The sequence below is a fragment of the Chitinophaga hostae genome, from assembly GCF_018224885.1.
Taxonomy (GTDB): domain Bacteria; phylum Bacteroidota; class Bacteroidia; order Chitinophagales; family Chitinophagaceae; genus Chitinophaga; species Chitinophaga hostae.
On the sequence record NZ_JAGTXB010000004.1, the window covers coordinates 509,572 to 534,061 of the forward strand.

Annotated in this window: 22 protein-coding genes; 15 read left to right on the forward strand and 7 right to left on the reverse strand. The window is 47.2% G+C overall.

What is annotated here, in order from left to right; all coding sequences use genetic code 11:
* Positions 1-81: 81 nt before the first annotated feature.
* On the forward strand, positions 82-471 hold the full coding sequence (locus tag KE626_RS11655; RefSeq protein WP_211973066.1) for a hypothetical protein: 390 nt from the start codon (positions 82-84) through the stop codon (positions 469-471).
* A 2-nt stretch (positions 472-473) separates the two neighbouring features.
* Here KE626_RS11655 and KE626_RS11660 read toward each other — a convergent pair whose 3' ends face one another.
* Complete coding sequence (locus KE626_RS11660) at positions 474-1,151, reverse strand: M15 family metallopeptidase (RefSeq protein ID WP_211973067.1); 678 nt, start codon at positions 1,149-1,151, stop codon at positions 474-476.
* Positions 1,152-1,298: 147 nt separating this feature from the next.
* On the opposite strand from KE626_RS11660, the gene KE626_RS11665 reads away from it, so the two are divergent.
* From KE626_RS11665 to KE626_RS11705, 9 genes are all read left to right on the forward strand, one after another.
* Positions 1,299-2,081, forward strand: coding sequence for an SDR family NAD(P)-dependent oxidoreductase (locus KE626_RS11665; RefSeq protein WP_211973068.1), 783 nt, complete (start codon positions 1,299-1,301; stop codon positions 2,079-2,081).
* Positions 2,082-2,155: 74 nt separating this feature from the next.
* Positions 2,156-2,908 (forward strand): hypothetical protein, encoded by a 753-nt coding sequence (locus tag KE626_RS11670; protein WP_211973069.1) that lies wholly within the window; start codon positions 2,156-2,158, stop codon positions 2,906-2,908.
* A gap of 24 nt (positions 2,909-2,932) precedes the next feature.
* Entirely contained in the window at positions 2,933-3,784 is an 852-nt protein-coding gene (locus KE626_RS11675; RefSeq protein WP_211973070.1) for a fumarylacetoacetate hydrolase family protein, read from the forward strand.
* A gap of 5 nt (positions 3,785-3,789) precedes the next feature.
* Complete coding sequence (locus tag KE626_RS11680) at positions 3,790-4,119, forward strand: L-rhamnose mutarotase (protein WP_211973071.1); 330 nt, start codon at positions 3,790-3,792, stop codon at positions 4,117-4,119.
* Positions 4,120-4,233: 114 nt separating this feature from the next.
* Entirely contained in the window at positions 4,234-5,061 is an 828-nt protein-coding gene (locus KE626_RS11685; RefSeq protein ID WP_211973072.1) for an amidohydrolase family protein, read from the forward strand.
* A gap of 20 nt (positions 5,062-5,081) precedes the next feature.
* Positions 5,082-5,864: an L-fucose dehydrogenase gene (locus KE626_RS11690; RefSeq protein ID WP_211973073.1), complete on the forward strand. Its 783-nt coding sequence runs from the start codon at positions 5,082-5,084 to the stop codon at positions 5,862-5,864.
* Positions 5,865-5,924: 60 nt separating this feature from the next.
* Positions 5,925-7,163: a sugar MFS transporter gene (locus KE626_RS11695; RefSeq protein WP_211973074.1), complete on the forward strand. Its 1,239-nt coding sequence runs from the start codon at positions 5,925-5,927 to the stop codon at positions 7,161-7,163.
* Between the two features lie 66 nt (positions 7,164-7,229).
* Positions 7,230-7,991, forward strand: coding sequence for an MbnP family protein (locus KE626_RS11700; protein WP_211973075.1), 762 nt, complete (start codon positions 7,230-7,232; stop codon positions 7,989-7,991).
* Between the two features lie 7 nt (positions 7,992-7,998).
* A complete protein-coding gene (locus tag KE626_RS11705) occupies positions 7,999-9,048 on the forward strand; it encodes a cytochrome-c peroxidase (protein ID WP_249207410.1) in 1,050 nt (349 codons plus the stop codon).
* A 223-nt stretch (positions 9,049-9,271) separates the two neighbouring features.
* Here KE626_RS11705 and KE626_RS11710 read toward each other — a convergent pair whose 3' ends face one another.
* The 4 genes from KE626_RS11710 to KE626_RS11725 form a co-directional block, all read right to left on the reverse strand.
* On the reverse strand, positions 9,272-9,844 hold the full coding sequence (locus KE626_RS11710; RefSeq protein WP_211973076.1) for a DNA-3-methyladenine glycosylase I: 573 nt from the start codon (positions 9,842-9,844) through the stop codon (positions 9,272-9,274).
* Positions 9,832-12,033 (reverse strand): DUF4954 family protein, encoded by a 2,202-nt coding sequence (locus KE626_RS11715; protein ID WP_211973077.1) that lies wholly within the window; start codon positions 12,031-12,033, stop codon positions 9,832-9,834. Before KE626_RS11715 ends, KE626_RS11710 begins: the two co-directional genes overlap by 13 nt.
* A gap of 169 nt (positions 12,034-12,202) precedes the next feature.
* Positions 12,203-14,038, reverse strand: a complete 1,836-nt coding sequence (gene glmS, locus KE626_RS11720; protein ID WP_211973078.1) for a glutamine--fructose-6-phosphate transaminase (isomerizing) — start codon at positions 14,036-14,038, stop codon at positions 12,203-12,205.
* A 262-nt stretch (positions 14,039-14,300) separates the two neighbouring features.
* Positions 14,301-16,670, reverse strand: a complete 2,370-nt coding sequence (locus KE626_RS11725) for a S9 family peptidase (protein ID WP_211973079.1) — start codon at positions 16,668-16,670, stop codon at positions 14,301-14,303.
* 102 nt (positions 16,671-16,772) lie between these two features.
* Between KE626_RS11725 and KE626_RS11730 the strand changes: the two genes are divergently transcribed.
* Positions 16,773-17,303 (forward strand): histidine phosphatase family protein, encoded by a 531-nt coding sequence (locus KE626_RS11730; RefSeq protein WP_211973080.1) that lies wholly within the window; start codon positions 16,773-16,775, stop codon positions 17,301-17,303.
* A gap of 224 nt (positions 17,304-17,527) precedes the next feature.
* Here the strand turns inward: KE626_RS11730 and mgtE are convergent, their stop codons facing one another.
* Positions 17,528-18,904, reverse strand: coding sequence for a magnesium transporter (gene mgtE, locus KE626_RS11735; protein WP_211973081.1), 1,377 nt, complete (start codon positions 18,902-18,904; stop codon positions 17,528-17,530).
* 57 nt (positions 18,905-18,961) lie between these two features.
* Positions 18,962-19,840 carry a bestrophin family protein gene (locus KE626_RS11740; RefSeq protein WP_211973082.1) on the reverse strand — a complete coding sequence of 293 codons (879 nt, stop codon included), beginning with the start codon at positions 19,838-19,840 and terminating at the stop codon, positions 18,962-18,964.
* Between the two features lie 126 nt (positions 19,841-19,966).
* On the opposite strand from KE626_RS11740, the gene KE626_RS11745 reads away from it, so the two are divergent.
* From KE626_RS11745 to hutU, 4 genes are all read left to right on the forward strand, one after another.
* The gene (locus KE626_RS11745) at positions 19,967-20,368 is read left to right on the forward strand and encodes an SET domain-containing protein (RefSeq protein ID WP_211973083.1); all 402 of its coding nucleotides are present in this window, start codon (positions 19,967-19,969) and stop codon (positions 20,366-20,368) included.
* A gap of 237 nt (positions 20,369-20,605) precedes the next feature.
* The gene (locus tag KE626_RS11750) at positions 20,606-21,085 is read left to right on the forward strand and encodes a MarR family winged helix-turn-helix transcriptional regulator (protein WP_211973084.1); all 480 of its coding nucleotides are present in this window, start codon (positions 20,606-20,608) and stop codon (positions 21,083-21,085) included.
* A 30-nt stretch (positions 21,086-21,115) separates the two neighbouring features.
* Positions 21,116-22,684, forward strand: coding sequence for a histidine ammonia-lyase (gene hutH / locus KE626_RS11755; protein ID WP_211973085.1), 1,569 nt, complete (start codon positions 21,116-21,118; stop codon positions 22,682-22,684).
* The gene (gene hutU, locus KE626_RS11760) at positions 22,662-24,332 is read left to right on the forward strand and encodes a urocanate hydratase (RefSeq protein WP_211973086.1); all 1,671 of its coding nucleotides are present in this window, start codon (positions 22,662-22,664) and stop codon (positions 24,330-24,332) included. The genes hutH and hutU overlap by 23 nt, the downstream gene beginning before the upstream one ends.
* Positions 24,333-24,490: the final 158 nt, after the last annotated feature.

Genomic DNA, 24,490 nt, shown 5'->3' on the forward strand with positions numbered 1-24,490 from the left:
TTGCTAAAAGCTAACAGCTAACAGCTGATGTAACCTTTCCCCTTCTCGCCCGTTCAACAGGATAAGTAATATTTTTCCCCGATGAGAACGGTGTTTATATCCCTGTTACTATTTTTTATATTTTCTGGCTGTCAGAAGTCAGACGATGGCTGTTCACAATACCAGCCGGGCAATATCAGTGGAGTGCGGTACATGGGCACCTCTTCTGAGGCCGCGGACCAGGATGGTGCTTTTTTTGACCTGAGTTGTGTGATGCCAAGCAGCTGTACTGCTATTAATAAAGTCTACGAATCCAGGGAAGGCAATGTTGTTAAGGTGGGGGTGGAAACTGTTTATAATAAATGCGCGGTATGCCCCGAAGTACCGGTAACGCAAACCAAGACCTATGTTTTTGTTCCCCGTGGCGCCGGTACTTATTATATCAAATGGCAGGGACTCCCTGATCGTGTGGATACCGTAGTTATCCGGTAGTATTAAAAGAAGATATCCATCAGCGGGTATTTTTTATAGTCGGGCAAATAGTAATGCCACCATTCTGTAGAGCTTCCCTTAAATCCAAATTGTATCATGGTATCCCGCAGCAGCTTGCGGTTGGCCGCCACCGCAGGGTCGGAAGGATTATAGTTTTCATGTGCTTTTGTGGTAAAGTCATCGAAGTCCGTAGGCATCGCCACGGGCTTATTTGTTTTCAGACTTATCATGCTCAGGTCTACCGCTACGCCGCGGTTATGCCCTGATCCTTTCCTGGGATCGGCTGCATAGAGGTCGTTCGGGACAATCTTAAACATTGCTTCCGTTACATGATAGGGGCGGTAGGCGTCGAAGATCAGTAATCCATATCCTTTTTTGTGCAATGCTGCCTGTACTGCCCTGAGCGCTTTGGCAGCAGGTAGCCGCAGGTAGATATCTGTTTTGGTATAAAGCCGTTGTTTAGTGAAATTGTTGGTGGTAGCATAGCGAACATCTTTCCGGATCCCGGGGATGTATTGTTCCAGGTTTACCAGTCGCTGGTTGCTGTCGGCTTTTACCAGCTGATCATATTGTTGCCGGTTGCCGAGGACTGCCAGTCCATACTTGTTTACCGGTATTTTTTGTGCAGAAGCGGCGCCTGAAATGGCCCATAGGAGAGTTGCTGCCAGGAATATTCTCATGCCCTTAAAATTCCGGAAAAAGGGTCAAAATCCTGCGGAATTATTGAATTTTGCGAAAATTAGGCAAGAAAGTATGAAATACAGTGAAAATACAATTGCAATCGCCTTATTTTAATAGGTATTTTAGAACCCTTAAAATTTTTAATGATGGAACTGTTCAGATTAGATAACAAAGTAGCGGTTATCACAGGTGGTGGTAGCGGCATAGGACAGGCAATAGCGAAAACATTTGGCGCACAGGGTGCACAGGTGCACATTATAGAGCTGAATGAGGATGGCGGTAAAGCTACAGCGGAAGAAATCAGGGCGGCAGGTGGCCAGGCTACCGTACATGGCTGCAATGTAGCCGACCAGGCAGCAGTGATTGCGGTGATGGACGGTATTGCGAAAACAGCCGGTAAACTGGATATCCTGGTAAACTGTGCGGGGATTGCGCACGTAGGCAACCTGGAAAATGCAGCTGAACAGGACTTCGACAGGGTGTACCAGGTAAATGTAAAAGGTACCTATAACTGCATGTATGCGGTCATTAAACAAATGAAAACACAAGGGGGCGGTGTGATCCTCAACGTAGCATCTATCGCTTCCAGCGTGGGTATACCGGACCGGTTCGCCTACTCTATGAGTAAAGGAGCGGTGCTGACCATGACTTTATCGGTAGCGAAAGACTACCTGGGCGCTAACATCCGTTGCAACTGCGTATCCCCGGCCAGGGTGCATACACCGTTTGTAGACGGATTCATCGCAAAAAATTATCCCGGAAAAGAAGCGGAAATGTTTGAAAAACTGAGCAAAACACAACCGATCGGCCGCATGGCAAAACCTGTGGAAGTGGGTAACCTGGCGTTATTCCTGTGCTCCGATGAAGCAGGGTTTATTACCGGTTCCGATTATCCGATTGATGGTGGATTTATCAGGCTTAATAATTAATGCGATGAGGTTTCTAAGTGCGGACGATTACCCGTATCTTTCAAGATATTCATTCATTAATTTTTAGTTATATCATGCAACATTTTCGAATAGGGCTGGCAATAGCAATAGCCATATTATCTGCCTGTAATTCCGGGAACCCGAATGCTAACGGTAACGCAGCTACGGATACGGCTGCTGCCGTACATCCTGCTACACCGGCGGGTTCCATAGCAGTGACCATTACAAACCGTGAAAAAGATACGGCCCTGGTGACCATCAAGTTTAAGATGAATGGCCAGGAAAAAGAAAAAGTATTTGAACAAACTATTTTGAAAGATGCCTCAGACGACGACCTGTACAAAGTATTGTGGGATGCTCCCAACAGCGCTTATGTAGGGGTACTGAAAGCGAATCATCAGCCACGTTATTATCACGCTTCCGTATCGGATAAAAACGACCTGAAAATATTATGGTTTGCTTCTCCTTCTGAACGTATCTGGGGTTACATGGAAAACACCATGGGACTGGGTAAAGTTTCGGCCGGCGGTAACCTGGTGCAGAAGTACAGCAAAAATATTCAGTCAGGAAAGATCCTGGCCGATTTTATTGCAGAAATCAAACCGGATGCATCGCCCGATAGCCTGGAACTGTACGTGGAATTCGGTGGTTTGAGAAAAAGCATGTTTATGGCGGTGCCGAAAGGAGCGAAAGCTGTGATCCAGCCAACAGGGCAGGATGATCACGTATACTTCTCCTTTGTAACCGACAATAAAGCAGAACCGGTAATTGATCTCCATGTGGAAAATGGCCGGCTGCAGGTAAAAACATTGAAAGAAATCAAGTAAGCATAACAAATAAAAAATATTGAAATGAAACTGATCAGGTTTGGTTTACCGGGAGAAGAAAAACCGGGTGTTGTAACAGATGCAGGTATGTTCGACGTAAGTGCATTTGGTGAAGATTACGGAGAAAAATTCCTGGCTACAGACGGGTTGACCCGCTTGTCTGCCTGGTTTTCCGCACATGCCGGCGAATGCCCGCAGGTACCTGCCGGTACCCGCCTGGGAGCGCCGCTGCAACGTCCATCCAAAATTATCTGCATCGGTCTTAACTACGCCGATCATGCCCGGGAAACCAATGCTGCTATCCCGGCAGAACCGATCGTGTTTTTCAAAAGCACTACTGCACTGGTAGGCCCTAACGATGACCTGGTGATTCCACGCAACAGTCAGAAAACTGACTGGGAAGTGGAACTGGCTGTGGTAATCGGTAAAAAGGCCAGCTATATAGAAGAGAAAGATGCGTTGGATTACGTAGCGGGTTACTGCCTGCACAACGATTACAGCGAAAGAGCTTTCCAGATCGAAAGAGGCGGTCAGTGGGTAAAGGGAAAAAGCTGCGATACGTTTGCTCCCCTTGGCCCTTGGATGGCTACGAAAGATGAAATAGCAGATGTAAACAATCTTCGTTTATGGCTCACCGTTAACGGCCAGAAAATGCAGGATGGCAACACTTCCAATTTCATTTTCAATGTTCCGTTCGTAGTGGCTTACCTGAGCCAGTTTATGACCCTGCTCCCGGGAGATGTTATCTCTACCGGCACACCGGCAGGTGTGGGCCTGGGTATGAATCCGCAGGTGTATATCAAAGCAGGTGATGTGATTGAACTGGGTATCGATGGCCTGGGTACTTCCAAACAAACGGCAGTAGCATTTAAATAATAAGTATGAAAAGATATTGCCTGGCACTGGACCTGGTGGATGATCCGCAGATGATCAGCGAATATGAAGCATATCACCGCAAGGTATCTGCTGAAATAAAGAAAAGTATCACAGACAGTGGTATTACCGTCATGGATATTTACCGCGCCGGTAACCGCCTGTTTATGATCATGGAAGTAGACGACACCTTCTCTTTTGAACGTAAAGATGCCATGGATGCCGCTAATCCTGCCGTGCAGGTATGGGAGCAGCTGATGTGGAAATACCAGCAGGCATTGCCGGTAGCGAAAGAAGGAGAGAAGTGGATTATTATGGACCAGATCTTTACATTATAAAGAATTACGAATTATGAATTACGGAATGTGCAGGAGATAGGTGTTTGCAAAAGGATTGTAATTCGTAATCAACAGCTGTAGTTCGTAATTCGTAATTCCTAATTTATTCTTTACATGGTTATTGACGCACACCAACATTTCTGGCAATATGAGCCTGTCCGCGACGCCTGGATAGATGAATCTATGGAGGTGATCCGCCGGGATTTTTTACCGGAAGACCTGGCGCCGGTACTGGAAGAGAACGGCGTTCACGGCTGTATAGCCGTACAGGCCGACCAGTCGCCCAACGAAACCGCCTTTTTGTTATCACTGGCGGAAAAGCACGATTTTATCAAAGGGGTAGTGGGATGGATCGATCTGCGTGCCGATAATATTAGCGGGCAATTGTCGCAATATGCGCAACATCCGAAGCTGAAAGGTTTTCGGCATATTGTACAAGGGGAGCCGGATAACCGGTTTATCCTGGGCGAGCATTTTTGCCGTGGCATCAAAGCACTGTCGCAGCACCAGTTTACCTATGATATTCTCGTATATCCGAAACAGTTACCTGCGGTAGAAGAATTTGTAGTGCAGTTTCCGGAACAGGCGCTGATCATTGATCACCTGGCCAAACCGGATGTAAAAGCCGGTGAGCTGGCAGCATGGGCAGCACATATGCGTCGCATTGCACAGTCACCGCATGTATACTGTAAGCTGAGCGGCCTTGTAACAGAAGCCGACTGGCAGCAGTGGGAACCGGCACATTTCAGGCCCTTCCTGGAAGTGGCGTTGGAAGCCTTTGGTGCAAACAGGTTGCTGTATGGTTCCGATTGGCCCGTATGCCTGGTGGCAGCGGAATACCACGAGGTAAAAGGAATCGTTACAGATTTTATCAGCACCTTATCAACAACAGAACAATATCAGATAATGGGAGGAAACGCGCTCTCATTTTATCATCTATAAAAAATAATATCATACAAACTATGGATTTAGGATTACAGGAGAAAGTGATCATTGTTACCGGTGGCGCTAAAGGAATCGGGGAAGCTATTTCAAAACTGGTAGCAGCAGAAGGTGGCATTGCAGTTATCGCCGGCAGAAGTACCGCAGATAATGAAAAAACCGTCAACGACATAATTGCGGCCGGTGGCAGGGCATTGGCCATTACTGCAGAGCTGGGAAAAGTGGAGGATTGTAAAAAAGTAATCGCTGAAACCGTAGCAAAGTATGGTAAGATCGACGGACTGGTAAACAATGCCGGCGCCAATGATGGCGTAGGTCTTGAGAACGGCAGCCCGGAAAGATTTATGCAGTCGTTACAGAACAACTTATCCCACTACTATAACCTGGCCCATTTCGCATTACCCTACCTGAAAGTTACCAAAGGAAATATAGTGAACATCGGCTCAAAAGTAGCCAGCACCGGCCAGGGTAATACCAGCGGCTATGCTGCCTCTAAGGGCGCTATCAATGCATTGACCCGTGAATGGGCAGTGGAAATGCTGCCGTACTCTATCCGTATCAATACCGTGATTCCGGCCGAAGTATGGACGCCACTGTACGAAACATGGATTAACTCTTTACCTGATCCACAGGAGAAACTGGCGTCTATTACCGCCAAAATTCCATTTGAAAAGAGAATGACCACTTCAACAGAAATTGCCAATACAACGGTATTCCTGCTGTCGCCACGTTCATCACATACAACCGGACAAATAGTATACGTAGACGGTGGTTACACACACCTCGACAGATCCATCAGCTAAGGAACAGAGCCAAACTCACGTTATCATTATACATTCACCTGAAACATTAAATTCTTCGTTATGGCCGGAGGCGCAGTTAGTAATTCCACCTATACCAGCAGTAAAGATACCGGTGTTGAATCGGGCAAATACCTGTTCCCGTTTATATTAGTGACCAGCCTGTTCTTTTTATGGGGACTCGCATATGGTTTGCTGGACGTACTGAACAAACATTTCCAGGAAGTATTGAACATTACCACCAAACGCTCTACCCTGTTGCAGGGCGCCTATTTCGGTGCTTATTTCCTGATGGCATTGCCCGCAGGGATGTTTATGAACAAATTTGGCTATAAGAAAGGAATTATCCTCGGACTGGCATTATATGCCACCGGCGCTTTCCTTTTTTATCCGGCTGCAGGTGCGCTTAACTTTGATTTCTTTTTGCTGGCATTATTTATACTGGCCTGTGGATTAGCCTGCCTGGAAACGGCTGCCAATCCGTATGTTACGGTGCTGGGGCCAAAAGAAACATCTGAACAACGTTTAAATTTATCACAATGCTTTAATGGACTGGGTTCTTTCCTGGGACCTATTATCGGCGGTAAATTATTTTTCGGTACCGGCAAGGGTGATCTGACCACTGTACAGCTCACCTACATCGTGATCGGTATTGTGGTACTGTTGATTGCAGCCTTCTTCTATAAAACGCCATTACCGGAAATTAAAGAAGCAGAGCAGGAAGGCCAGGCTGTAATGGACGATACCCGCCCCCTGTTTGCCCACCGGCATTTTGTGCTGGGCGTGGTAGCGCAATTCTTTTACGTGGCTGCACAGGTAGGCGTGGGCGCATTATTTATCAACTACGTAACCGCTTACTGGCATGGTATTACCACCGAAAAAGCATCTTACCTGCTGGCGGTAGGTATGGCGCTGTTTATGGGCGGCCGTTTTGTAGGAACAGCCCTGATGCGTAAAATTGCTCCTAACCAGTTACTGGCGATTTATGCGTTTATCAACGTACTATTATGCGCTTTTGTAATGACCGGTGAAGGCGCTGCTTCCGTATATGCCTTGATTGCGGTGTTCTTCTTTATGTCTATTATGTTCCCAACCATTTTTGCGCTGGGTGTAAAAGATCTCGGAAAACATACCAAACGCGGTGCATCTTTCCAGGTAATGTCTATCGTAGGTGGCGCTTCTGTACCTTATGTAATGGGGATTGTCACAGAATGGCAGTCGCTCGCCATCTCTTACGGTATTCCTACCTTCTGTTTTGTGATCGTATTCCTCTACGGCTGGAAAGGGTATAAAAGAGTATAAGCAACTGATTTCTTTTAATACTTAATCCGCAAAATCGTGTAACTTCCTTACACAAAAGAGGACGCCATGATTTTGCGGATTTTTATTTTCTATGCTTGCTGCTTCCTGGTGTTAAACACCCTGTTTGGCCAGGCTGCTCCTGATGCCGGTCATGGATCTTCCTCCCTGCAATTGTCGGTTACACATGTGATGGGACAACAACCCCTGGTCAGGAAAACCGCTACCTATACCAATGCTGCAGGCGAACCATTTACCATTAGCCGTTTCCGTTATTTTCTCAGTAATTTTTCAATAGAAGCTGTCAATGGAGAAATGATCACATTGCCACCTGCCTATTTCCTGGTAGATGATGCTATTGACAGCTCTAAAACAATTCGCCTGGAAAACATTCCTGCAGGGCAATACAAGGCTATCCGTTTCCTGGTGGGGGTAGACAGCATACGCAACATGAGCGGGGTACAATCGGGCGCATTGGCAGTAGAATCCGGCATGTTCTGGACCTGGAACAGCGGTTATATTATGGCGCAGCTGGAAGGGCATTCCCCGGTGATCACATCTCCTACGCAGGAATTCCTGTTTCATGTGGGTGGTTATAAAGCAAAAGACCAGGTGTTGCAATATGTAACACTATCTTTTACCCAGTCACTTACCATTAATGCTACATCAACGCCTAATGTAAACCTGGTGGCAAATGTGGAGAAATGGTTTTTACCTGATACCGTAAGTTTTAAGAAGATAACCGTGATTATGGCGCCGGGCATCAAGGCAAAACAGGTAGCAGGTAACTACCGGCAGATGTTCCGGATAACCGGTATTACCAAACCATAGAATCAATTTGAAGTACAAAGCAATATATATCGTAGGGGCTTTCTGCCTGTTGCTGATCCTGGTACAGGGCCGGGCGGGAAAGAAATATGCGGGTGGTCCGGAGCCGTATTTACTGCAATTGCCACCGAATTTTCCGAAGCCGGTTTATGATTTTTCCCGTAACCCGCTTACCAAACCAGGCGTGGCTTTGGGCCGGTTTATGTTTTATGATTTTCGTTTGTCCAAAGACAGCACCGTATCCTGCGGTTTCTGCCACCAGCAGTTCGCGGCTTTCGGGCATTTTGATCATGCGCTGGCCCACGGCGTAGAAGGCCAGCAGGGTAACCGGTCGGTACCGGTACTTTTTAATATGATCTGGCAAAAAGCGTTTATGTGGGATGGAGGTGTAAACCACCTGGAAATACAGCCACTGACGCCATTAACGGATCACAACGAAATGGCGGTGGACCTGAAAGAGCTGCTTCGGAAAATGCAGGCAGATCCTGCCTATCGCAGTAAATTTAAAGCGGCCTTTGGCTCGGAGGACATTACCAGTGAACGCATGTTCAAAGCGCTAACACAATTTGTGGCCACCATGATATCGGCCAATTCCAGGTACGACAGCGTGATGCGTAAACTACCCGGCGCTGTATTTTCGGCAGAAGAACAAGCAGGCTATAACATCTTCCAGGAAAAGTGCGCTGCCTGTCATAAAGAACCATTATTTACAGACCTTACTTACCGCAGTAACGGACTGCCCTACCTGCCGGCGCTAAATGATGTGGGCAGAATGAAAGTTACCGGTAATACAGATGATAATCTTCGTTTTAAGGTGCCTTCCCTGCGCAATATCCTTAAAAGCTCGCCTTACATGCATGACGGACGTTTCTACGATATTTACCAGGTTTTTGATTTCTACGACCATGGTGTAGCCGTAACCGGTACCACTGATCCCATAGTGAAAAAAGGTATCCCGCTGTCGGACCAGGAGAAAAGGCAGTTATATTTCTTTCTGAATACACTGACAGATTACAGCTTTATTAATAACCAGGCGTTGAGTGAAATATTGATTCATTGAGGTTCCTGCGGATATTGTCTTGCCCAGGATTCAACTGATTTTGATGATTTGCAGGATTTTTTATTTTTGATTTTATAGGATTAAAAAAGATTAGAGGAGATATGAGCGAAACTATCTGCTTATGTCTCCTCTAATCTTTTTTAATCTTCACTGGAAAAAATCCTGCAAATCATCAAAATCAGTTGAATCCTGGGCAAAACAATCCTGAGAAAGACAATATCCGCTACGATTTCCGCTTTTTCCAGCAATCCTCCGTATGATCATCTACCATCCCCACAGCTTGCATATACGCATAGCAGATAGTGGATCCCACAAACTTGAAGCCCCGTTTCAGCAGATCCTTGCTCATCGCATCGGAAATGGCTGTTTTGGCTGGAACGCCTGAGAGATGCTTGTAGTGGTTGATAATGGGTTTGTGATTTACGAATGACCAGATGTACTTGTCGAAACTGCCAAATTCTTTTTGCACGGCGAGAAACGCTTTGGCATTGGTGATCACTGAATTTATTTTCAGGCGGTTACGGATAATGCCTTCATTCTGCATCAGTTGCTCCACCTTTTTTTCGTCGTACTTTATAATTTTTTTGACATCCCATTTATCAAATGCTTTGCGGTAGTTTTCCCTTTTGGTAAGCACGGTATACCAGCTCAGGCCGGCCTGTGCTCCTTCCAGGCAAAGCATTTCAAAGAGATGCTGATCATCGTGGTTGGGCGTACCCCATTCCTGGTCGTGGTAGTCCTGGTATAATTTATCTTTGGCAGACCAGCCGCATCTTATTTTTTCTACAGTTCCCATTCACCTATGATTTGATTAACCTTTGATTTATAGGCTTCAAGGTCGGAAATTGTTTGCTTAATAAAGCTATTATCTTCCAGGCTGCCAACAACGGCATTCATTTCTTTTTCGCTTTCATATGCCAGTTGACGGAAAGGGTTTTTATAGTCTTTTTCGCGGGAGCGTTTTATCTGCGCCGTGATCCATTCCATGGTCACAACAGAATCGTTCATCCATTGCGCCAGATCCGTGGTGGTGGTGTTTTTCAGCGAAGTTTCCTTGATTTCCAGTAAACAGGCCACTGCATGCTGCAACTTATCCGTTGCATATTCGTTGCCTATTTCTTCGTAGGCGGCGTGCAGCTGTGGCCAGCCGCTGATCTTATTCTTTTTGATCTTTGATTTAAGCGTAGCCACGGTATCGGCTTTCATCAGCTGTCCGCCAATGTTCAGCCATTCGCTGCGCTTAGCGGTGCTTACAGCGGCCTGCAGGGCCAGGAAAGAAGGCTTGTTGGATGCCAGTATATTTTTGACAGCGTAAAGTACGATCATCTCCTGGAACAGGGGATAAGCCCGATGCACCTTCAGCAGTTCCACATCCCGGGAGCTGTTTTCAAAGCCTTTGGAAAGAATGGTCAGCTTAGCCACTTCTTCAGGGTTATTTTTTAACAGCTCTTTGCCTTTTTTACGTATATCCTTTTCAGCTAGTTCTTTTTTGGGCGCGTTTTCCGGCAATGCATACCAGGCTTTTCCGGTGGCCGTTTCCATGATGGCCAGGGCCTGGAACAGTTCTTCCACTGAATCTGGCGCCAGGTAATCGTACTCGATGAACTGTACTTTCTCTGTGCGTTTATCGCGGTCCACATACTTCCATGAATTCCTGGCAATCGCGTACATATTGTACAGGAACCAATAGCCGGGCATTATCTTCAGGCGGTTTTCATGTTCATCGTTTACAACCAGACTAAACGGAATAGGGATGTTTAGTTCGGACATGTAGTTGCCTTTGGAGATGAGGGTGAAGCTGGCAAAGCGGGAGTTGTGTTTCAGGCTGACGCAGAGTCCGGGCCAGAAGCCTCTGCCGGCGATAATTTCACCATCTGCTCCGCGGGAATTATGATTGGAACCGATGGTGGCGCCGGCGGCCATATTGCTTTGTCCCATGATGAGTGCCGCACAGAGAAACGAGTTGTTATGGTGTTGCTCATGCGCGGGGAAGATCAATGAATTCAATACTTCGCAGCAGGAAATGGTAGCGTTGTTTCCCAGGTAGGAGTTGATGAGCCGCGCACCATACTTCAGCTGTGAATGGGAGGCCATCACAAAACGAACAGCTTTAACGCCATAGAATACACGACAACCAAAGCCTACCACGCCGTTCACCATTTCGCAGCCTTCCCCAATTTGTGAAGATGCTTCGCTGTTGCTGTTGATGGTGAGGTTTTTCAGTTTGTTGGCGCCTTTCAGATAGGCATCGGTGCCGATGGTCACATCTTTGATCATCTTGCAATTTTTGATCACCGTGCGGTCGCCTACCATGCCATAATAACCACGACGTTTATCAAACTGCTTTTCAGTAAATAGTTTAAACTGGTGTTGCAGTTGTTCGTCGTCCCGGTAGCGGGTCCACAGGTAAGCATCTCCGGGGAGCATCCCGTCGAATGGCATCACGCTTCTGCCACCGTTTTCGTTACATAGTTCCATCCAGATGCGACCGCCTTCGCTTTCACCTTCTTTCAGGATACCATTTCCGAATTTGGCATAATCGGTGGTGGCCATTTCATTGACATTGGCTACAATCACCTCATTGCCGAGTATATAATGTGAAAGATAGTTAACGTTGTGCACCACAACATTGTCGCCAAAGTCGCAGGCGCAGATCGTACTGTTGTACAAACCCACCGGCATGCGCAGGTTATGGAACTCAAGATAGTAAGGTTCCAGTTTGCCAATACGCACCATCCCAAAAAAATGGCAGTGCTGAACCAGCTGCGGATTAAATTCGTGGGACACGAAAATAATATTCCAGTCATCCGAGGTATTGTCATTACGTACCAGGGCTTCTACTTCATATGCTGTTAATTTCCTGTACTGATCTTGTCTGCTCCATTGCTCATTGCGGAGATAGTATTCGTCTTTTCCTTTCGGTAACGTGGTTTCAATAAAGTTATACCCCAGGTCAGACAAGGGGCGTTTCCGGATATTGTTCATGAGGATATTGGTTGTTTTAGCTGTTAGCCATTAGCTTTTAGCTTTTAGTAAATGCAGCGAGCCGGTATTTAGCCGTTAGCTTTTAGTAAATGCAGCGAAGACTAATATAATATATTCTTCGCTGCATTTACTAAAAGCTAAAAGCTAACAGCTAATGGCTAAAAGCTGTTTATTCTACTGTCACAGATTTCGCAAGATTCCTGGGTTTATCTACATCCAGACCTTTTAATACGCCTATATGGTAAGCGAGCAGCTGTAATGGTATTACAGAGATGATGGGTGCTACCATTTCATCTGCCGCAGGCACAAAAATTACATCATCCGCCATAGGGGGAATGGTGGTATCGCCTTCTGTTACAACCGCTATTACCTTGCCTTTACGGGCTTTGATTTCCTGAATATTAGACACTACTTTTTCGTAGTAGCTGTCTTTCGTGGCTACAATTACTACCGGAAGGTGTTCATCTACCAGGGCAATGGGGCCATGTTTCATTTCTGCGGCAGGGTAGCCTTCCGCATGGATGTAGGAAATTTCTTTCAGTTTCAGGGCTCCTTCCAGGGCAACCGGGAAGTTATATCCGCGGCCCAGGTAAAGGAAATCACGTGCATCTTTATATTTATCGGCGATGCCTTTGATCTGGTCGTCGAGTTTAAGTGCGGTAGCTACTTTTTCGGGTACCTGGTCCAGTTCATCCAGCAGGTGCTGAAAACGTTGGGAAGAAATGGTGCCTTTGTCTGCCGCCAGTTTCAGGCCTACCAGGCAAAGTACCGCCAGCTGGGCCGTAAATGCCTTGGTGCTGGCAACGCCGATTTCAGGTCCTGCGTGTGTATAGGCGCCTGCATGGGAAAGACGCGCAATAGAAGAACCTACTACGTTACAAACCCCCAGGATGATAGCGCCTTTTTCCTTGGCGCTTTCAATGGCTACCAGGGTATCGGCTGTTTCGCCCGACTGGGATACGGCAATGATTACATCGCCTTCGCCTACCACCGGGTTGCGGTAACGGAATTCAGAGGCATATTCTACCTCTACCGGTATGCGGCATAATTCTTCAATCATGTATTCCGCTACCAGTCCTGCATGCCAGGAAGTACCGCAGGCCACTATTATGATGCGTTTGGCATTACTGAGTATATCGGCGTATTCGCGCATACCACCCATGGTAAGCGTACCATGTTTGGCATCCAAACGGCCGCGCAAACTATCGAAAATGGTTTGTGGCTGTTCAAATATTTCCTTCAGCATGAAATGATCGTAACCGCCTTTTTCAATAGCGGCCAGTTCTATGTCCAGCTTCTGTATGTAAGGCGTTTGCCTTTCATTGGAAATATTTTTGAGGATCAGCTCATCCGCCTTGATAATAGCTATTTCATAGTCGTTTACATACACTACTTCTTTCGTGTATTCGATAATGGGGGAAGCGTCTGATGCCAGGAAATGTTCTCCTTTACCCACGCCTATTACCAACGGACTTCCCTTACGGGCTGCTATCAGTGTATCCGGGTTATCTTCATCTATCAATACAATTACATAAGCACCAACCACACGCTTTAAAGCGATGCGCAGGGCTTCTTCCAGGGAACACTGGTTTTGTTTTTTGATTTCTTCAATGAAGTGCAGCAGTACTTCGGTGTCGGTATCGCTCTTAAAAGTATGGCCCTGGTTGATCAGTTCCTGTTTCAGCTGAACGTAGTTTTCGATGATACCATTGTGGATCATGGCCAGTTTACCATCACCTGACAGGTGGGGGTGGGCATTGCGGTCGCAAGGCTCTCCATGTGTGGCCCAGCGGGTATGCCCGATGGCGATATGACTGCGCATATCTTTGCCTGCTACGAATTCTTCCAGCGCTGCTACTTTGTCTTTTCTTTTGTATACCTGCAGCCCGTTATTGATCAGGGCTACACCCGCGCTGTCGTATCCGCGGTATTCCAGTCTTTTGAGGCCTTTTAATACTACCGGGTAGGCTTCTCTCTGCCCGATATAAGCTACGATTCCACACATAAGGTTTTTGGATTTGTGCTAAGGTTTATCATTGCAATATCGCATAAAATGTTAAAATCACATCAGGAAATGTGAATATTGTTTAAGTTAAGATATGGTCTGCATTACATTCTACGTGGCTCCTAATGTAAAATGAAAAAGGGAATACGGGGAACGATCCCGATGAAAATTAAGATAACTTAACATTCACCTGCATCATTCACTGTATTCCCTTTATATATTTCTATCTAGCGGACTAAATAAAAAAATTTAAAATGCTTCATCATTTCAAGAGCGAACTCTCGAACAGCAAAAGTATTCTTTTATATTCATCTGTCCAGCTACTGGGCGTAGTAAATCCGTGATCTTCCACCGGAAACACTGCCAGCTCCCAGTTATTTTTTCCCAATTCAATTAAACGCTGTGATAAACGTACAATATCCTGGAAGTGCACATTGGTGTCGATCATACCATGACACATCAGTAATTTACCTTTCAGCCCATCTGCATAGTAGATGGGAGAGGAGCGGCGGTAAGCAATACTGTCTGTAAATGGTTCATTCAGTATATTACTGGTATAACCGTGGTTGTAATGCGCCCAGTCTGTAACTGAGCGTAAAGCGGCACCGGCTGCAAACACACCGGGTTTGGTAAACATGGCCATTAATGTCATAAATCCGCCATAACTACCACCATAGATACCGATGCGTTGCGCGTCCACCTGCAATTTTTCTGCCAGATATTTTGCGCCGTCTACTTCATCATCCAGATCCTTGCCACCCATATACCGATAGATGCCGGTACGCCAGTTGCGGCCATAGCCGGCGCTGCCGCGATAATCCATATCAAGCACCGTATAACCTTTATCGGTAAGCAGGTTATGAAACATGTATTCGCGGAAATAACTGCTCCACCATTTATGGGCGTTCTGCAAATATCCGGCGCCATGCACAAAGATAACAGCCGCCCCGTTATTTTTTGCCGGATCGGGCGTATATAAGCGCGCATACACCGGTTGCTGGTCGCGCGCCATGAAGGTAATCACCTGCGGATCACGCCATGCATAGGTTTTAAATTCGTCGGACTGACCCTTGTCGGTCACCTGCATAGCCTTTGCTCCCGGCGTATTAGGCTGCAGATACAGCTCCCAGGGCTTGTTGGAATAGGAATAACGGTAAGCAATCCATTTGCCGTCGGGAGAAACACTCACTTCATTTGCACCCTGCATCGCCGTAATTCTTTCTGCCTTACCACCACGAACGCCTATACGATAAAACTGTTTTTCACCGGGATGTACTTCATTGGTGGTAATGTAAAAGTATTTTTTGTCGGGCGACAATGCCGCTTCCTGTACTTCATAGTTGCCACTGGTGAGTGGTGTTACAGTTCCGCTGCTGACAGATGCGGTGTATAAATGGGAATAGCCGGTAGCTTCTGACTGGAACCAGCAGGTGTTTTCATCTATCCAGCCAATATTGGCGCCACCCATGGTCCAGCCGATGCCGGGGCCTGCTACCCAGGCTTCGTCCCGCTGCCGGTTCAACGTTTTTACGGCGCCGGTGGCGGCGTCGAGCAGTACAATCCAGCGGTCCTTATTATCGAGCGAGCGGATATCTGCAATAGCATGCGTGCCCTGATCGGACCAGTACGGACCGTTGATGATCACGTTCCTCACGCCGGGAGTATCTTTTTTCGTATAGTCTTTTACGTAATCAGGCTGATCTTTGATCCCCGGCAGGTCTGTTGTTTTAACGGGAAATACAGTATCGCGGTTCCGGTCATATACATAACTTTCGAAAGTACCCTGTGGCGCACCTACTTTATCACGGGCAGGGATATCCGTAGTATATCCCGAGGCGGTTACAAATTCGGGTACAATGGTATTACGGGCATCGGTAGGAGCGGTGAAAAGACTGTAGGTAATGAAACGCCCGTCCGGACTGATTTGTACGTTCATTAATCTTTTATTTTCGAGATACAGCTGTCGCAGTGGTTTAATTTCATGGGCCTTATTAAACGCGGTGGCGGCATCCGTACGTGCTTTTTTGTCCCGTACAATGTCCATCAGCTCCAGCTGCTGCGCTTTCAGGAATTTTTCTTCTGCGGTACCCGCCTGGCTTTCGTCTTTGCTGGCCGGCTTGCTGCCGGTAGCAAAGCTGGTGAGCTGGCTGATCAGCCCTGATGTGCGGTCCCAGGCATACAGGTCGCGGTTTTGCTGAAATACCACCTGTTTCCCGCCAAAGCTAAATACCGGGTTGACAGAAGTGGCAGTAGTATTGGTGATACGGGTGGTTTTACCGGTTTTTATCTCCAGTAAATAAATATCGCCCTGGTAGCTATAGGCCAGTAATGTTTTATCTGTATTATAAGTACCGGAAGACCGGGCTTCTATAAGACCGCGTTCTCCGGCATCGGTTTTACGGGGTGCATTGTTTTTAATACCGGCATAGTAAAGGGAGTCGGTCAATTGTTTATCGGGGTTCCAGCTGAAATAAACCGTCTGGTTGTCGGTACCCCAGAAAATATTATCAGGAGAAGTTCCTATCCATTTAGGATCGCGCATGATCTTTTCTACCGTAAGCGGGCCTGCCTGTTGGGCAAAGATGCGGTTGGCTGATAAAAAAATAATGGCGGGTAATACCCATTTTCTCATAGTGGTTCATTATTTTGTTGGGGAATAAATGTAACGGTTTAATCATAAATTGCCGTAACTTTTGGATGGACGTACCGTTGCCAACTGCTCTAAATCCGGTTTATGCGCATACCTGTATTACTTTCCCTCTTGCTTTTTGTGGCCTGCAAGCCCAAAAGACCTGTACGGCAGCAGGTACAGGTATCAGAAGACACCACGTTTTTAACAGGAACCTTTTATGTGATCAGGCATGCGGAAAGAAATCCCGGTCCTGATTCCACCTTAACGGCGGCCGGCCAGGAAAGAGCAGGCGCGCTATACCGGCTGCTGAAAGACTCCGGGCTTAATAAAATCTATATCACTCCTTATAAAAGAACGATGGCTACGGCCGACAGTGTCCGGATCCGCCTCCACCTCGATACCTGCTTCTATGCAGCTGATACTACCGGTGAAGCCTTTATTTACCAGGTAACCCGGCATGAAGACTGGGGCAAACGCATCCTGGTAGTAGGACATTCCAATACTATTATCCCCCTGTTACGCAGCCTGAGGGCCAGCCCGCATATTGATTCGATCGGGGAAAATGAATACAACCGGCTGTTCATTGTGCGAAAAAACAAAGACGGGACTACGTTGAAGGAGGTATCTTATTAGTTTTTTTTCTTGCCCAGGATTTTTTCTTGCCCAGGATTAGACTGATTATGATGATTTACATGATTTTTTCTTGTGATTATAATTTGATTTTAAAAGATTAAGAAAGATGTAGGCAATAATTTGCTGATATCTTCCTTAATCTTTTAAAATCAAAAAGAAAAAATCATGTAAATCATCATAATCAGTCTAATCCTGGGCAAGAAAAAATCCTGGGCAAGAAAAAGTTACAGGAGGATGCCCTTCATTAAAGTATATGCCACCGTGAAGTAAATCAGCAACCCCGTTACATCCACGAGCGTAGCCACGAAAGGAGCCGAAGAGGTGGCCGGATCCGCACCGCATTTCTTGAGCAGCAGGGGGAGCATGGATCCCGAAAGGGTGCCCCATAACACCACGCCTACAAGGGAGATACCTACGGTGGCGCCTATCAGCACGGTGTGCGCACCATAAGTATGGAACAATGTATTCCAGAGCAGGATACGGATAAAGCCAATAAGGCCCAGTGCCCCACCGAGTATAAGACCGGAAATGATTTCACGGCGCATCACGCGCCACCAGTCGCCCACCGTGATTTCGCCGAGGGCCATCGCCTGTATAATCAGGGTGGATGCCTGGGAGCCGCTGTTACCTCCACTGGAAATGATCAGGGGAACAAACAGCGCCAGCACCACGGCCTTGGCAATTTCGTCTTCAAAAAATCCCATGGCAGTAGCGGTCAGCATCTCTCCTATAAATAATACTACCAGCCAGCCTACGCGTTTTTTTATGAGCCGGAAGATGGGCATATCGAGGTAAGGCTCATCCAGGGCCTCGGTACCACCTATCTTCTGGATATCTTCTGTATGTTCTTCGTTCGCGATCCATAACATATCGTCGATGGTCACAATGCCCAGCAATATACCCTGGTCGTCGACTACGGGTAAGGCTACCCTGTTTTCCATCCGGAAAACCTGTATGGCCTCTTCCTGTCCGTCGTTGGCATGCAGGGATACAAAGCGGTCATCCATCAGCGTATGTACCACGGTATCGGGCGATACCAGCAGGAATTCCCGGATACGGAAGTCGTCCAGCAGGTACCCCTTTTCATCAATTACATAGATAACATCGATCGTTTCACTGTCTTTTCCATGTTCACGGATATAGTTCAGCACCTGCTTTACTGTCCACTCTTCCCGTACTGCAATGTAATCGGGGGTCATGATACGGCCTACACTGTTTTCCTTGTAGCCAAGGAGCGACAGCGTAATGCGGCGTTCTTCGGGGTCGAGCAGTTTGATCAGTTCTTTTACCGCTTCGCTGGGAAGCTCTTCCAGGAAGGCGGTACGGTCATCCGCCGGCAATTCGTTCATCAGCTCCGCTATTTTGGCGGCCGACAACTTGCGGATCACATCTTCCTGCAGGGGAAAGTCCAGGATACGGAAAGCCGCTGCCGCTCTGCTGATCGACAGGTTGTTAAAGATGATATCACTGGCATCGGGGTCTTCGTGAATCAGTTCGGCTATATCCGTTATCAGCTGGTCGTCCAGGTAAACTGACAGTTCGCGGTAACTTTTCTCATCTGTCAGTGTCTGGAATTTCTCCAGTAAAGCTTCATTTTCCATGTACAATTGCCTCTATCTGCGAAAATAAGTTAAAATAGCACGCTGCCGGGGCAGTCGTTATAATAATTCTGACACATGCAGCCGGATATTGCTGCAAATCGTATCGACAGGCAGATCGTTGGCATCTTTGCCAAACGGATCCTCAATTTCCTCTGCAATCAGTTCCAGGCTGGCCAGTACAAAGAAAATGAACACAATCATCGGGATGATCAGGTAGCCCAGGCTGAATACATATCCAAATGGCATGGACATTACATAAAAGAATATGAACTTCTTGATGAAAACGCTGTAGGAGAAAGGGATCGGGGTGTTTTTAATCCGCTCGCAGGCGCCGCATACGTCGGCGAACGACTGTAGCTCAGTGTTTAACAGGATCAGCTGATCACCGGTGATCTGCCCGCTGCGGTACAGTTCCATGGTTTTGCTGGTGATTTGCTGTGCCAGCTGGTTAGGCACATGTTTACCGATATCCGTATGAAGTGGCTCCTGTCCGGGGATAGCTTCCATCTCGTCATGGATATAGGTTTTCCGCAGATGGTTTTTCAGGCCATAGGCAAAATTCGGGATCATGACCTTAAAGAAAAGCCTGTCGGCTGTATTATTGGCCGGCAGCATCGCCTGTATTTTGATAGCGAGGTTGCGGCTGCTGTTAACCAGCGCCCCCCATTGCCGGCGGCCTTCCCACCAGCGGTCATAGGCGGTGTTGGTACGGAATACCAGCAACAGCGATATCACAAAGCCCAGCAGGCCATGCATCAGCGAAATATTTTTGAGCTCACTGTTAGACGACAGCTTCCAGACCTCCAGCTCCAGCCAGGCGATTATGGCCGAATAGATAGAAAGCGCCACGAACATAGGAAACAGCTTCCTGACAGTATCAGCTTTGTGGATGCGGAAAATAAAGGTAAACCACTCTTTTGGGTTATAATTGATCATATATATTGCTTGATAAAAGGCAAAAAAAATAATTTCCGGGCCGCAAACCTAAATTTTTTAAACATGATTTTGATAACTTCTTCCTTTAACTTTACTTTACGTCTTCTTTTATTTTGAAATTGCGCTATGATAAAGCCGTACTTGTACATTGATAAGTCGAAGGGAAGAGGCAGAGGAGTCTACACGAAGGAAAAGATCCCGGCCGGAACAAGAATAGAGACTTCACCTGTGCTCGTTCTCTCTTACGATGATACTGAAATTGTGGACCAGACAAGACTCCATAACTATATTTTTCTCTGGGGCGTAAAGGAAACGCGTTCTTGTGTGGCTTTAGGTTTCTGTTCTATCTATAACCACGATTACCATCCCAACTGTGAATATGAAATGGACTTCACCGAAGAAACCATGAGCATCATCACCCTCCGGGATATTAAAAAAGGAGAGGAGCTCTTTATTAACTATAATGGAGATGTATCCGATACTTCCCCGCTCTGGTTCGATATCAAAAAGAAGCAAACAGCAAAGTAAAGAATTACGGATTACGGATTAAGAAAGGTTGGAAGATTATAACGAATATTAACTGCTGACCTGTCCTATTCGTTTTTCTTTCATTATATTATATAAGTGCTTATATAATTTAATTTCCGCGATAGTATTTCATTTTTCTTTTGTAATATTGTATAAGCGCTTATATAAATTAATAACAACACATAGTCATATTCGATTATGTCTCATTTATCAATCCGTAATTCGTAATTCTTCCTTATGTCATTCTATCCATCATTAGGCTACCTGGTTTTCGGCAGCCGCCTGCGCCGCCTCAGTGAATATTTCCTGATGGAAGTAAATAAAGTATACGAACAGGCCGGGATTCCCTTTGATGCCAGCTGGTTTCCGGTGTTTTACCTGTTGTCGAAACAACAGCCGGTACCCATGATAGATATTTCAGATCAGCTGGAAATTTCCCACTCGGCGGTTAGCCAGATGGTCACCAACCTTAAGAAGAAAGGGCTGTTGAAAACAACGCCTTGTAAGGAAGATGGCCGCCGACAGCTGGTGGCTTTTTCCAAAAAAGGAGAAGAACTGCTGCAACAGATACAACCCGTTTGGGACGCCATCACCGAAGCGATGAATGAACTGGTAATGGAAAACAAACAAAGCCAGCAGGTACTGGCAGCCATCGCACAAATTGAACAATCCGTGCAGCAAAAGTCGTTGGCAGAAAGAATTAAACAACAACTATAATACATCATACACCAGAAAAATCTACCGATCATGAGTGATATTTTTAAGTACGGTATTGACCAGCTCACGGTTGCTACAGCCATCGACATCGCTGCCGGCAAAGTGAAGGGGATACTGGTACCGGAAGTAATTACCCGCGTACAAACCAGCTTCGGGTATGTACAAACCATCGTAGCACACCATACCACGGTATATGGCATCAACACGGGCTTCGGCCCCTTGTGTGATACCAAAATTTCGGAAGAAGATACCCGCGCCCTGCAGTACAACATCCTGCAAAGCCATAGCGTAGGTGTAGGAGAACCTATCCCGGAAGAAATTGCCCGCATCATGCTTATCACCAAAGTACATGCGCTGGCACAGGGATTTTCAGGTGCGGCATTGTCTACCCTGGAAAGAATTATCTGGCATATTGATCATCACATAACACCACTGGTGCCTGAAAAAGGCTCTGTAGGCGCATCCGGCGACCTGGCGCCCCTGTCGCACCTGTTCCTGCCACTCATAGGCCTGGGACACGTATGGTATAAAGGGCAGAAAACGGATACCGCTCAAATGATGCAGCAGGAAGGCATTGCTCCTGTAGTACTGGGACCAAAGGAAGGCCTGGCGCTCATCAATGGTACCCAGTTTATCCTGTCGTTTGCCGTAAAAGCAGTGCAGCGTTTGCACAACGCCCTGGAAGCAGCCGATATCATCGGGGCTTTATCTCTTGAAGGACTGATGGGCACCGCCAAACCTTTTGATCCGCGTTTACATGCCATCCGCCCGTTTCCCGGTAACCAGCTGGTAGCGCATCGTTTGAAAACACTGCTGGACCATTCTGAGATCATGTCGTCGCATGTAGACTGCGGCCGCGTGCAGGACCCTTACTCCCTGCGCTGTATGCCACAGGTTCATGGCGCTTCCCGCACTGCATGGCAGCACCTGCAGGAGCTCACCACCATTGAATTGAATGCCGTAACAGATAACCCGATTATTTTTAGTGCAGAAGATACTATCAGTGGTGGTAACTTCCACGGGCAACCGATGGCTCTGCCGCTGGACTACGCCACCGTGGCAGCCGCGGAACTGGGTAATATCTCCGACAGGCGTTGTTATATGATGATTGAAGGGAGATACGGACTGCCAAAGCTGCTGATACAGGATGCCGGTCTGAACTCGGGCTTCATGATTCCGCAGTATACCACCGCCGCCCTGGTAACAGAAAATAAAACGCTGTGCTTCCCCGCCAGCGCAGACAGCGTGCCCACTTCACTGGGACAGGAAGATCATGTATCCATGGGTTCCATCAGTGGCCGTAAACTAAACCAGGTGATCAGCAACCTGGAATATATCCTCGCCATAGAGTTGCTGTATGCCGCACAGGCCGTAGATTTCCGCCGTCCGCTGAAATCGGGCCCGGTACTGGAAGCCGTACACAAGTATACCCGCGATAAAGTATCCTTTGCTACCAAAGACCGCATCTTCGCCAATGATATTGCGGCACTGCATACTATCATCACCAATCAATCACTGGTGCGCGTAGCCAACGATGCTGCGGCCCAACATCAACTTAACTTAAACGGACTTTATAATGACCAGTTTGGACTTTATTAAAACATATGCAGCACACCCGCATTATAAAGCGCCGCATGGTGCACAGCTGCATGCCAGATCCTGGCAAACCGAAGCGCCTTTACGTATGTTGCTCAACAACCTTGATGCAGCAGTAGCCGAAAACCCGGATGAACTGGTGGTATACGGCGGTATCGGGCAGGCCGCCCGTAACAGGGAAGCACTGCAGAAAATTATAAACATACTGCTGGAACTGGATGATGACCACTCCCTGCTGGTACAATCCGGTAAACCGGTAGGCATTGTACGCACGCATCCGCAGGCGCCCCGCGTAATGCTGGCTAATAGTAACCTGGTACCCAAATGGGCTACCTGGGAACACTTCAATGAGTTGCGTTCCAAAGGACTGATGATGTACGGCCAGATGACCGCAGGCAGCTGGATCTATATCGGTACACAAGGCATCCTGCAGGGTACCTATGAAACCTTTATGGAATGCGGCCGGCAACATTTTAACGGTAACCTCGCCGGCAAACTGTTGGTGACCGCGGGTATAGGCGGTATGGGCGGCGCACAGCCACTGGCCGCGACTATGGCCGGAGCAGTATTTATCGGCGCTGATATTGACCCTACCCGTATCCAGAAAAGACTGGACACCCGCTATATTGACCGCATGACCTACTCTTACGAGGAAGCCATCCAATGGGCCAAAGCAGCACAGGAGAAAGGAGAGGCTTTGTCTATCGGTTTGGTCAGCGACGCAGGTGATATGCTGGAACGTATGTTGAAAGACAACATTATCCCCGACATCCTCACTGATCAGACCTCGGCCCACGATCCGCTGAATGGTTACGTACCCAACGGTATGACGCTGGCCGCCGCACTGGACCTGCGTAAAAATGATGCTGCGGCTTACCGGGAGCTGTCGCTCAAAAGCATGGCCCGTCACGTAGGCTTTATGTTGCAGCTGCAGCAGAAAGGCGCCATCACGTTTGACTATGGTAACAACCTGCGTGAATTTGCCCGTGAAGGCGGAGAACCCAACGCATTTAATTTCCCCGGATTCACACCGGCATACATCCGTCCGCTGTTTTGTGAAGGCAAAGGCCCGTTCCGCTGGGTAGCCCTTTCCGGTGATCCGGAAGATATTTATACCACCGACCAGGCGTTGATAGCAGCATTCCCGGAAAATACCCACCTGATCAACTGGCTGCAAAAAGCCAGGGAAAAAGTGGCCTTCCAGGGATTGCCCGCCCGCATTTGTTGGCTGGGTATGGGCGAACGTGAAAAAGCAGGGCTTATCTTCAATGAGCTGGTAAGAACAGGTAAAGTAAAGGCGCCCATTGTTATTGGCCGTGATCACCTCGACTGTGGCTCCGTTGCTTCTCCGAACCGGGAAACCGAATCCATGAAAGATGGCTCTGATGCCGTGAGCGACTGGACCCTGCTGAACCTGATGGCCAACACAGGCGGTGGCGCTACCTGGGTATCTTTCCATCATGGCGGCGGCGTAGGAATGGGTTATTCGCAACATGCCGGTATGGTAGTGCTGGCAGACGGTACCGATCGTGCGGCAGCATGTTTGCAGAGAGTATTACATAATGATCCTGCCCTGGGAATTTTCCGCCATGCAGATGCAGGCTACGAAAAAGCGCAGGAGTGGGCAGAGAAATATGGGCTTAGCTTTTAGCCATTAGCTTTTAGTTAATGCAGCGGATTTTTTTCTTGCCCAGGATTAGACTGATTTTGATGATTTACAGGATTTTTTCTTTTTTGATTTGAAAAGATTTGGGAAGACATAAGCGGATATAATCTTTTTTAATCTTTCAAAATCACAGAAAAAAAAAT

Bases quoted from the DNA above. Each gene is read 5' to 3' on its own strand.
- KE626_RS11675 (WP_211973070.1), top strand. From the start codon at position 2,933: ATGAAACTGATCAGGTTTGGTTTACCGGGAGAAGAAAAACCGGGTGTT.
- KE626_RS11710 (WP_211973076.1), bottom strand. From the start codon at position 9,844: ATGGGAACTGTAGAAAAAATAAGATGCGGCTGGTCTGCCAAAGATAAA.
- KE626_RS11740 (WP_211973082.1), bottom strand. From the start codon at position 19,840: ATGATCAATTATAACCCAAAAGAGTGGTTTACCTTTATTTTCCGCATC.
- KE626_RS11665 (WP_211973068.1), top strand. From the start codon at position 1,299: ATGGAACTGTTCAGATTAGATAACAAAGTAGCGGTTATCACAGGTGGT.
- mgtE (WP_211973081.1), bottom strand. From the start codon at position 18,904: ATGGAAAATGAAGCTTTACTGGAGAAATTCCAGACACTGACAGATGAG.
- KE626_RS11700 (WP_211973075.1), top strand. From the start codon at position 7,230: ATGATTTTGCGGATTTTTATTTTCTATGCTTGCTGCTTCCTGGTGTTA.
- hutH (WP_211973085.1), top strand. From the start codon at position 21,116: ATGAGTGATATTTTTAAGTACGGTATTGACCAGCTCACGGTTGCTACA.
- KE626_RS11745 (WP_211973083.1), top strand. From the start codon at position 19,967: ATGATAAAGCCGTACTTGTACATTGATAAGTCGAAGGGAAGAGGCAGA.
- KE626_RS11655 (WP_211973066.1), top strand. From the start codon at position 82: ATGAGAACGGTGTTTATATCCCTGTTACTATTTTTTATATTTTCTGGC.
- KE626_RS11695 (WP_211973074.1), top strand. From the start codon at position 5,925: ATGGCCGGAGGCGCAGTTAGTAATTCCACCTATACCAGCAGTAAAGAT.
- KE626_RS11670 (WP_211973069.1), top strand. From the start codon at position 2,156: ATGCAACATTTTCGAATAGGGCTGGCAATAGCAATAGCCATATTATCT.
- KE626_RS11680 (WP_211973071.1), top strand. From the start codon at position 3,790: ATGAAAAGATATTGCCTGGCACTGGACCTGGTGGATGATCCGCAGATG.
- KE626_RS11660 (WP_211973067.1), bottom strand. From the start codon at position 1,151: ATGAGAATATTCCTGGCAGCAACTCTCCTATGGGCCATTTCAGGCGCC.
- KE626_RS11690 (WP_211973073.1), top strand. From the start codon at position 5,082: ATGGATTTAGGATTACAGGAGAAAGTGATCATTGTTACCGGTGGCGCT.
- KE626_RS11715 (WP_211973077.1), bottom strand. From the start codon at position 12,033: ATGAACAATATCCGGAAACGCCCCTTGTCTGACCTGGGGTATAACTTT.
- KE626_RS11685 (WP_211973072.1), top strand. From the start codon at position 4,234: ATGGTTATTGACGCACACCAACATTTCTGGCAATATGAGCCTGTCCGC.
- KE626_RS11725 (WP_211973079.1), bottom strand. From the start codon at position 16,670: ATGAGAAAATGGGTATTACCCGCCATTATTTTTTTATCAGCCAACCGC.
- glmS (WP_211973078.1), bottom strand. From the start codon at position 14,038: ATGTGTGGAATCGTAGCTTATATCGGGCAGAGAGAAGCCTACCCGGTA.
- hutU (WP_211973086.1), top strand. From the start codon at position 22,662: ATGACCAGTTTGGACTTTATTAAAACATATGCAGCACACCCGCATTAT.
- KE626_RS11730 (WP_211973080.1), top strand. From the start codon at position 16,773: ATGCGCATACCTGTATTACTTTCCCTCTTGCTTTTTGTGGCCTGCAAG.
- KE626_RS11750 (WP_211973084.1), top strand. From the start codon at position 20,606: ATGTCATTCTATCCATCATTAGGCTACCTGGTTTTCGGCAGCCGCCTG.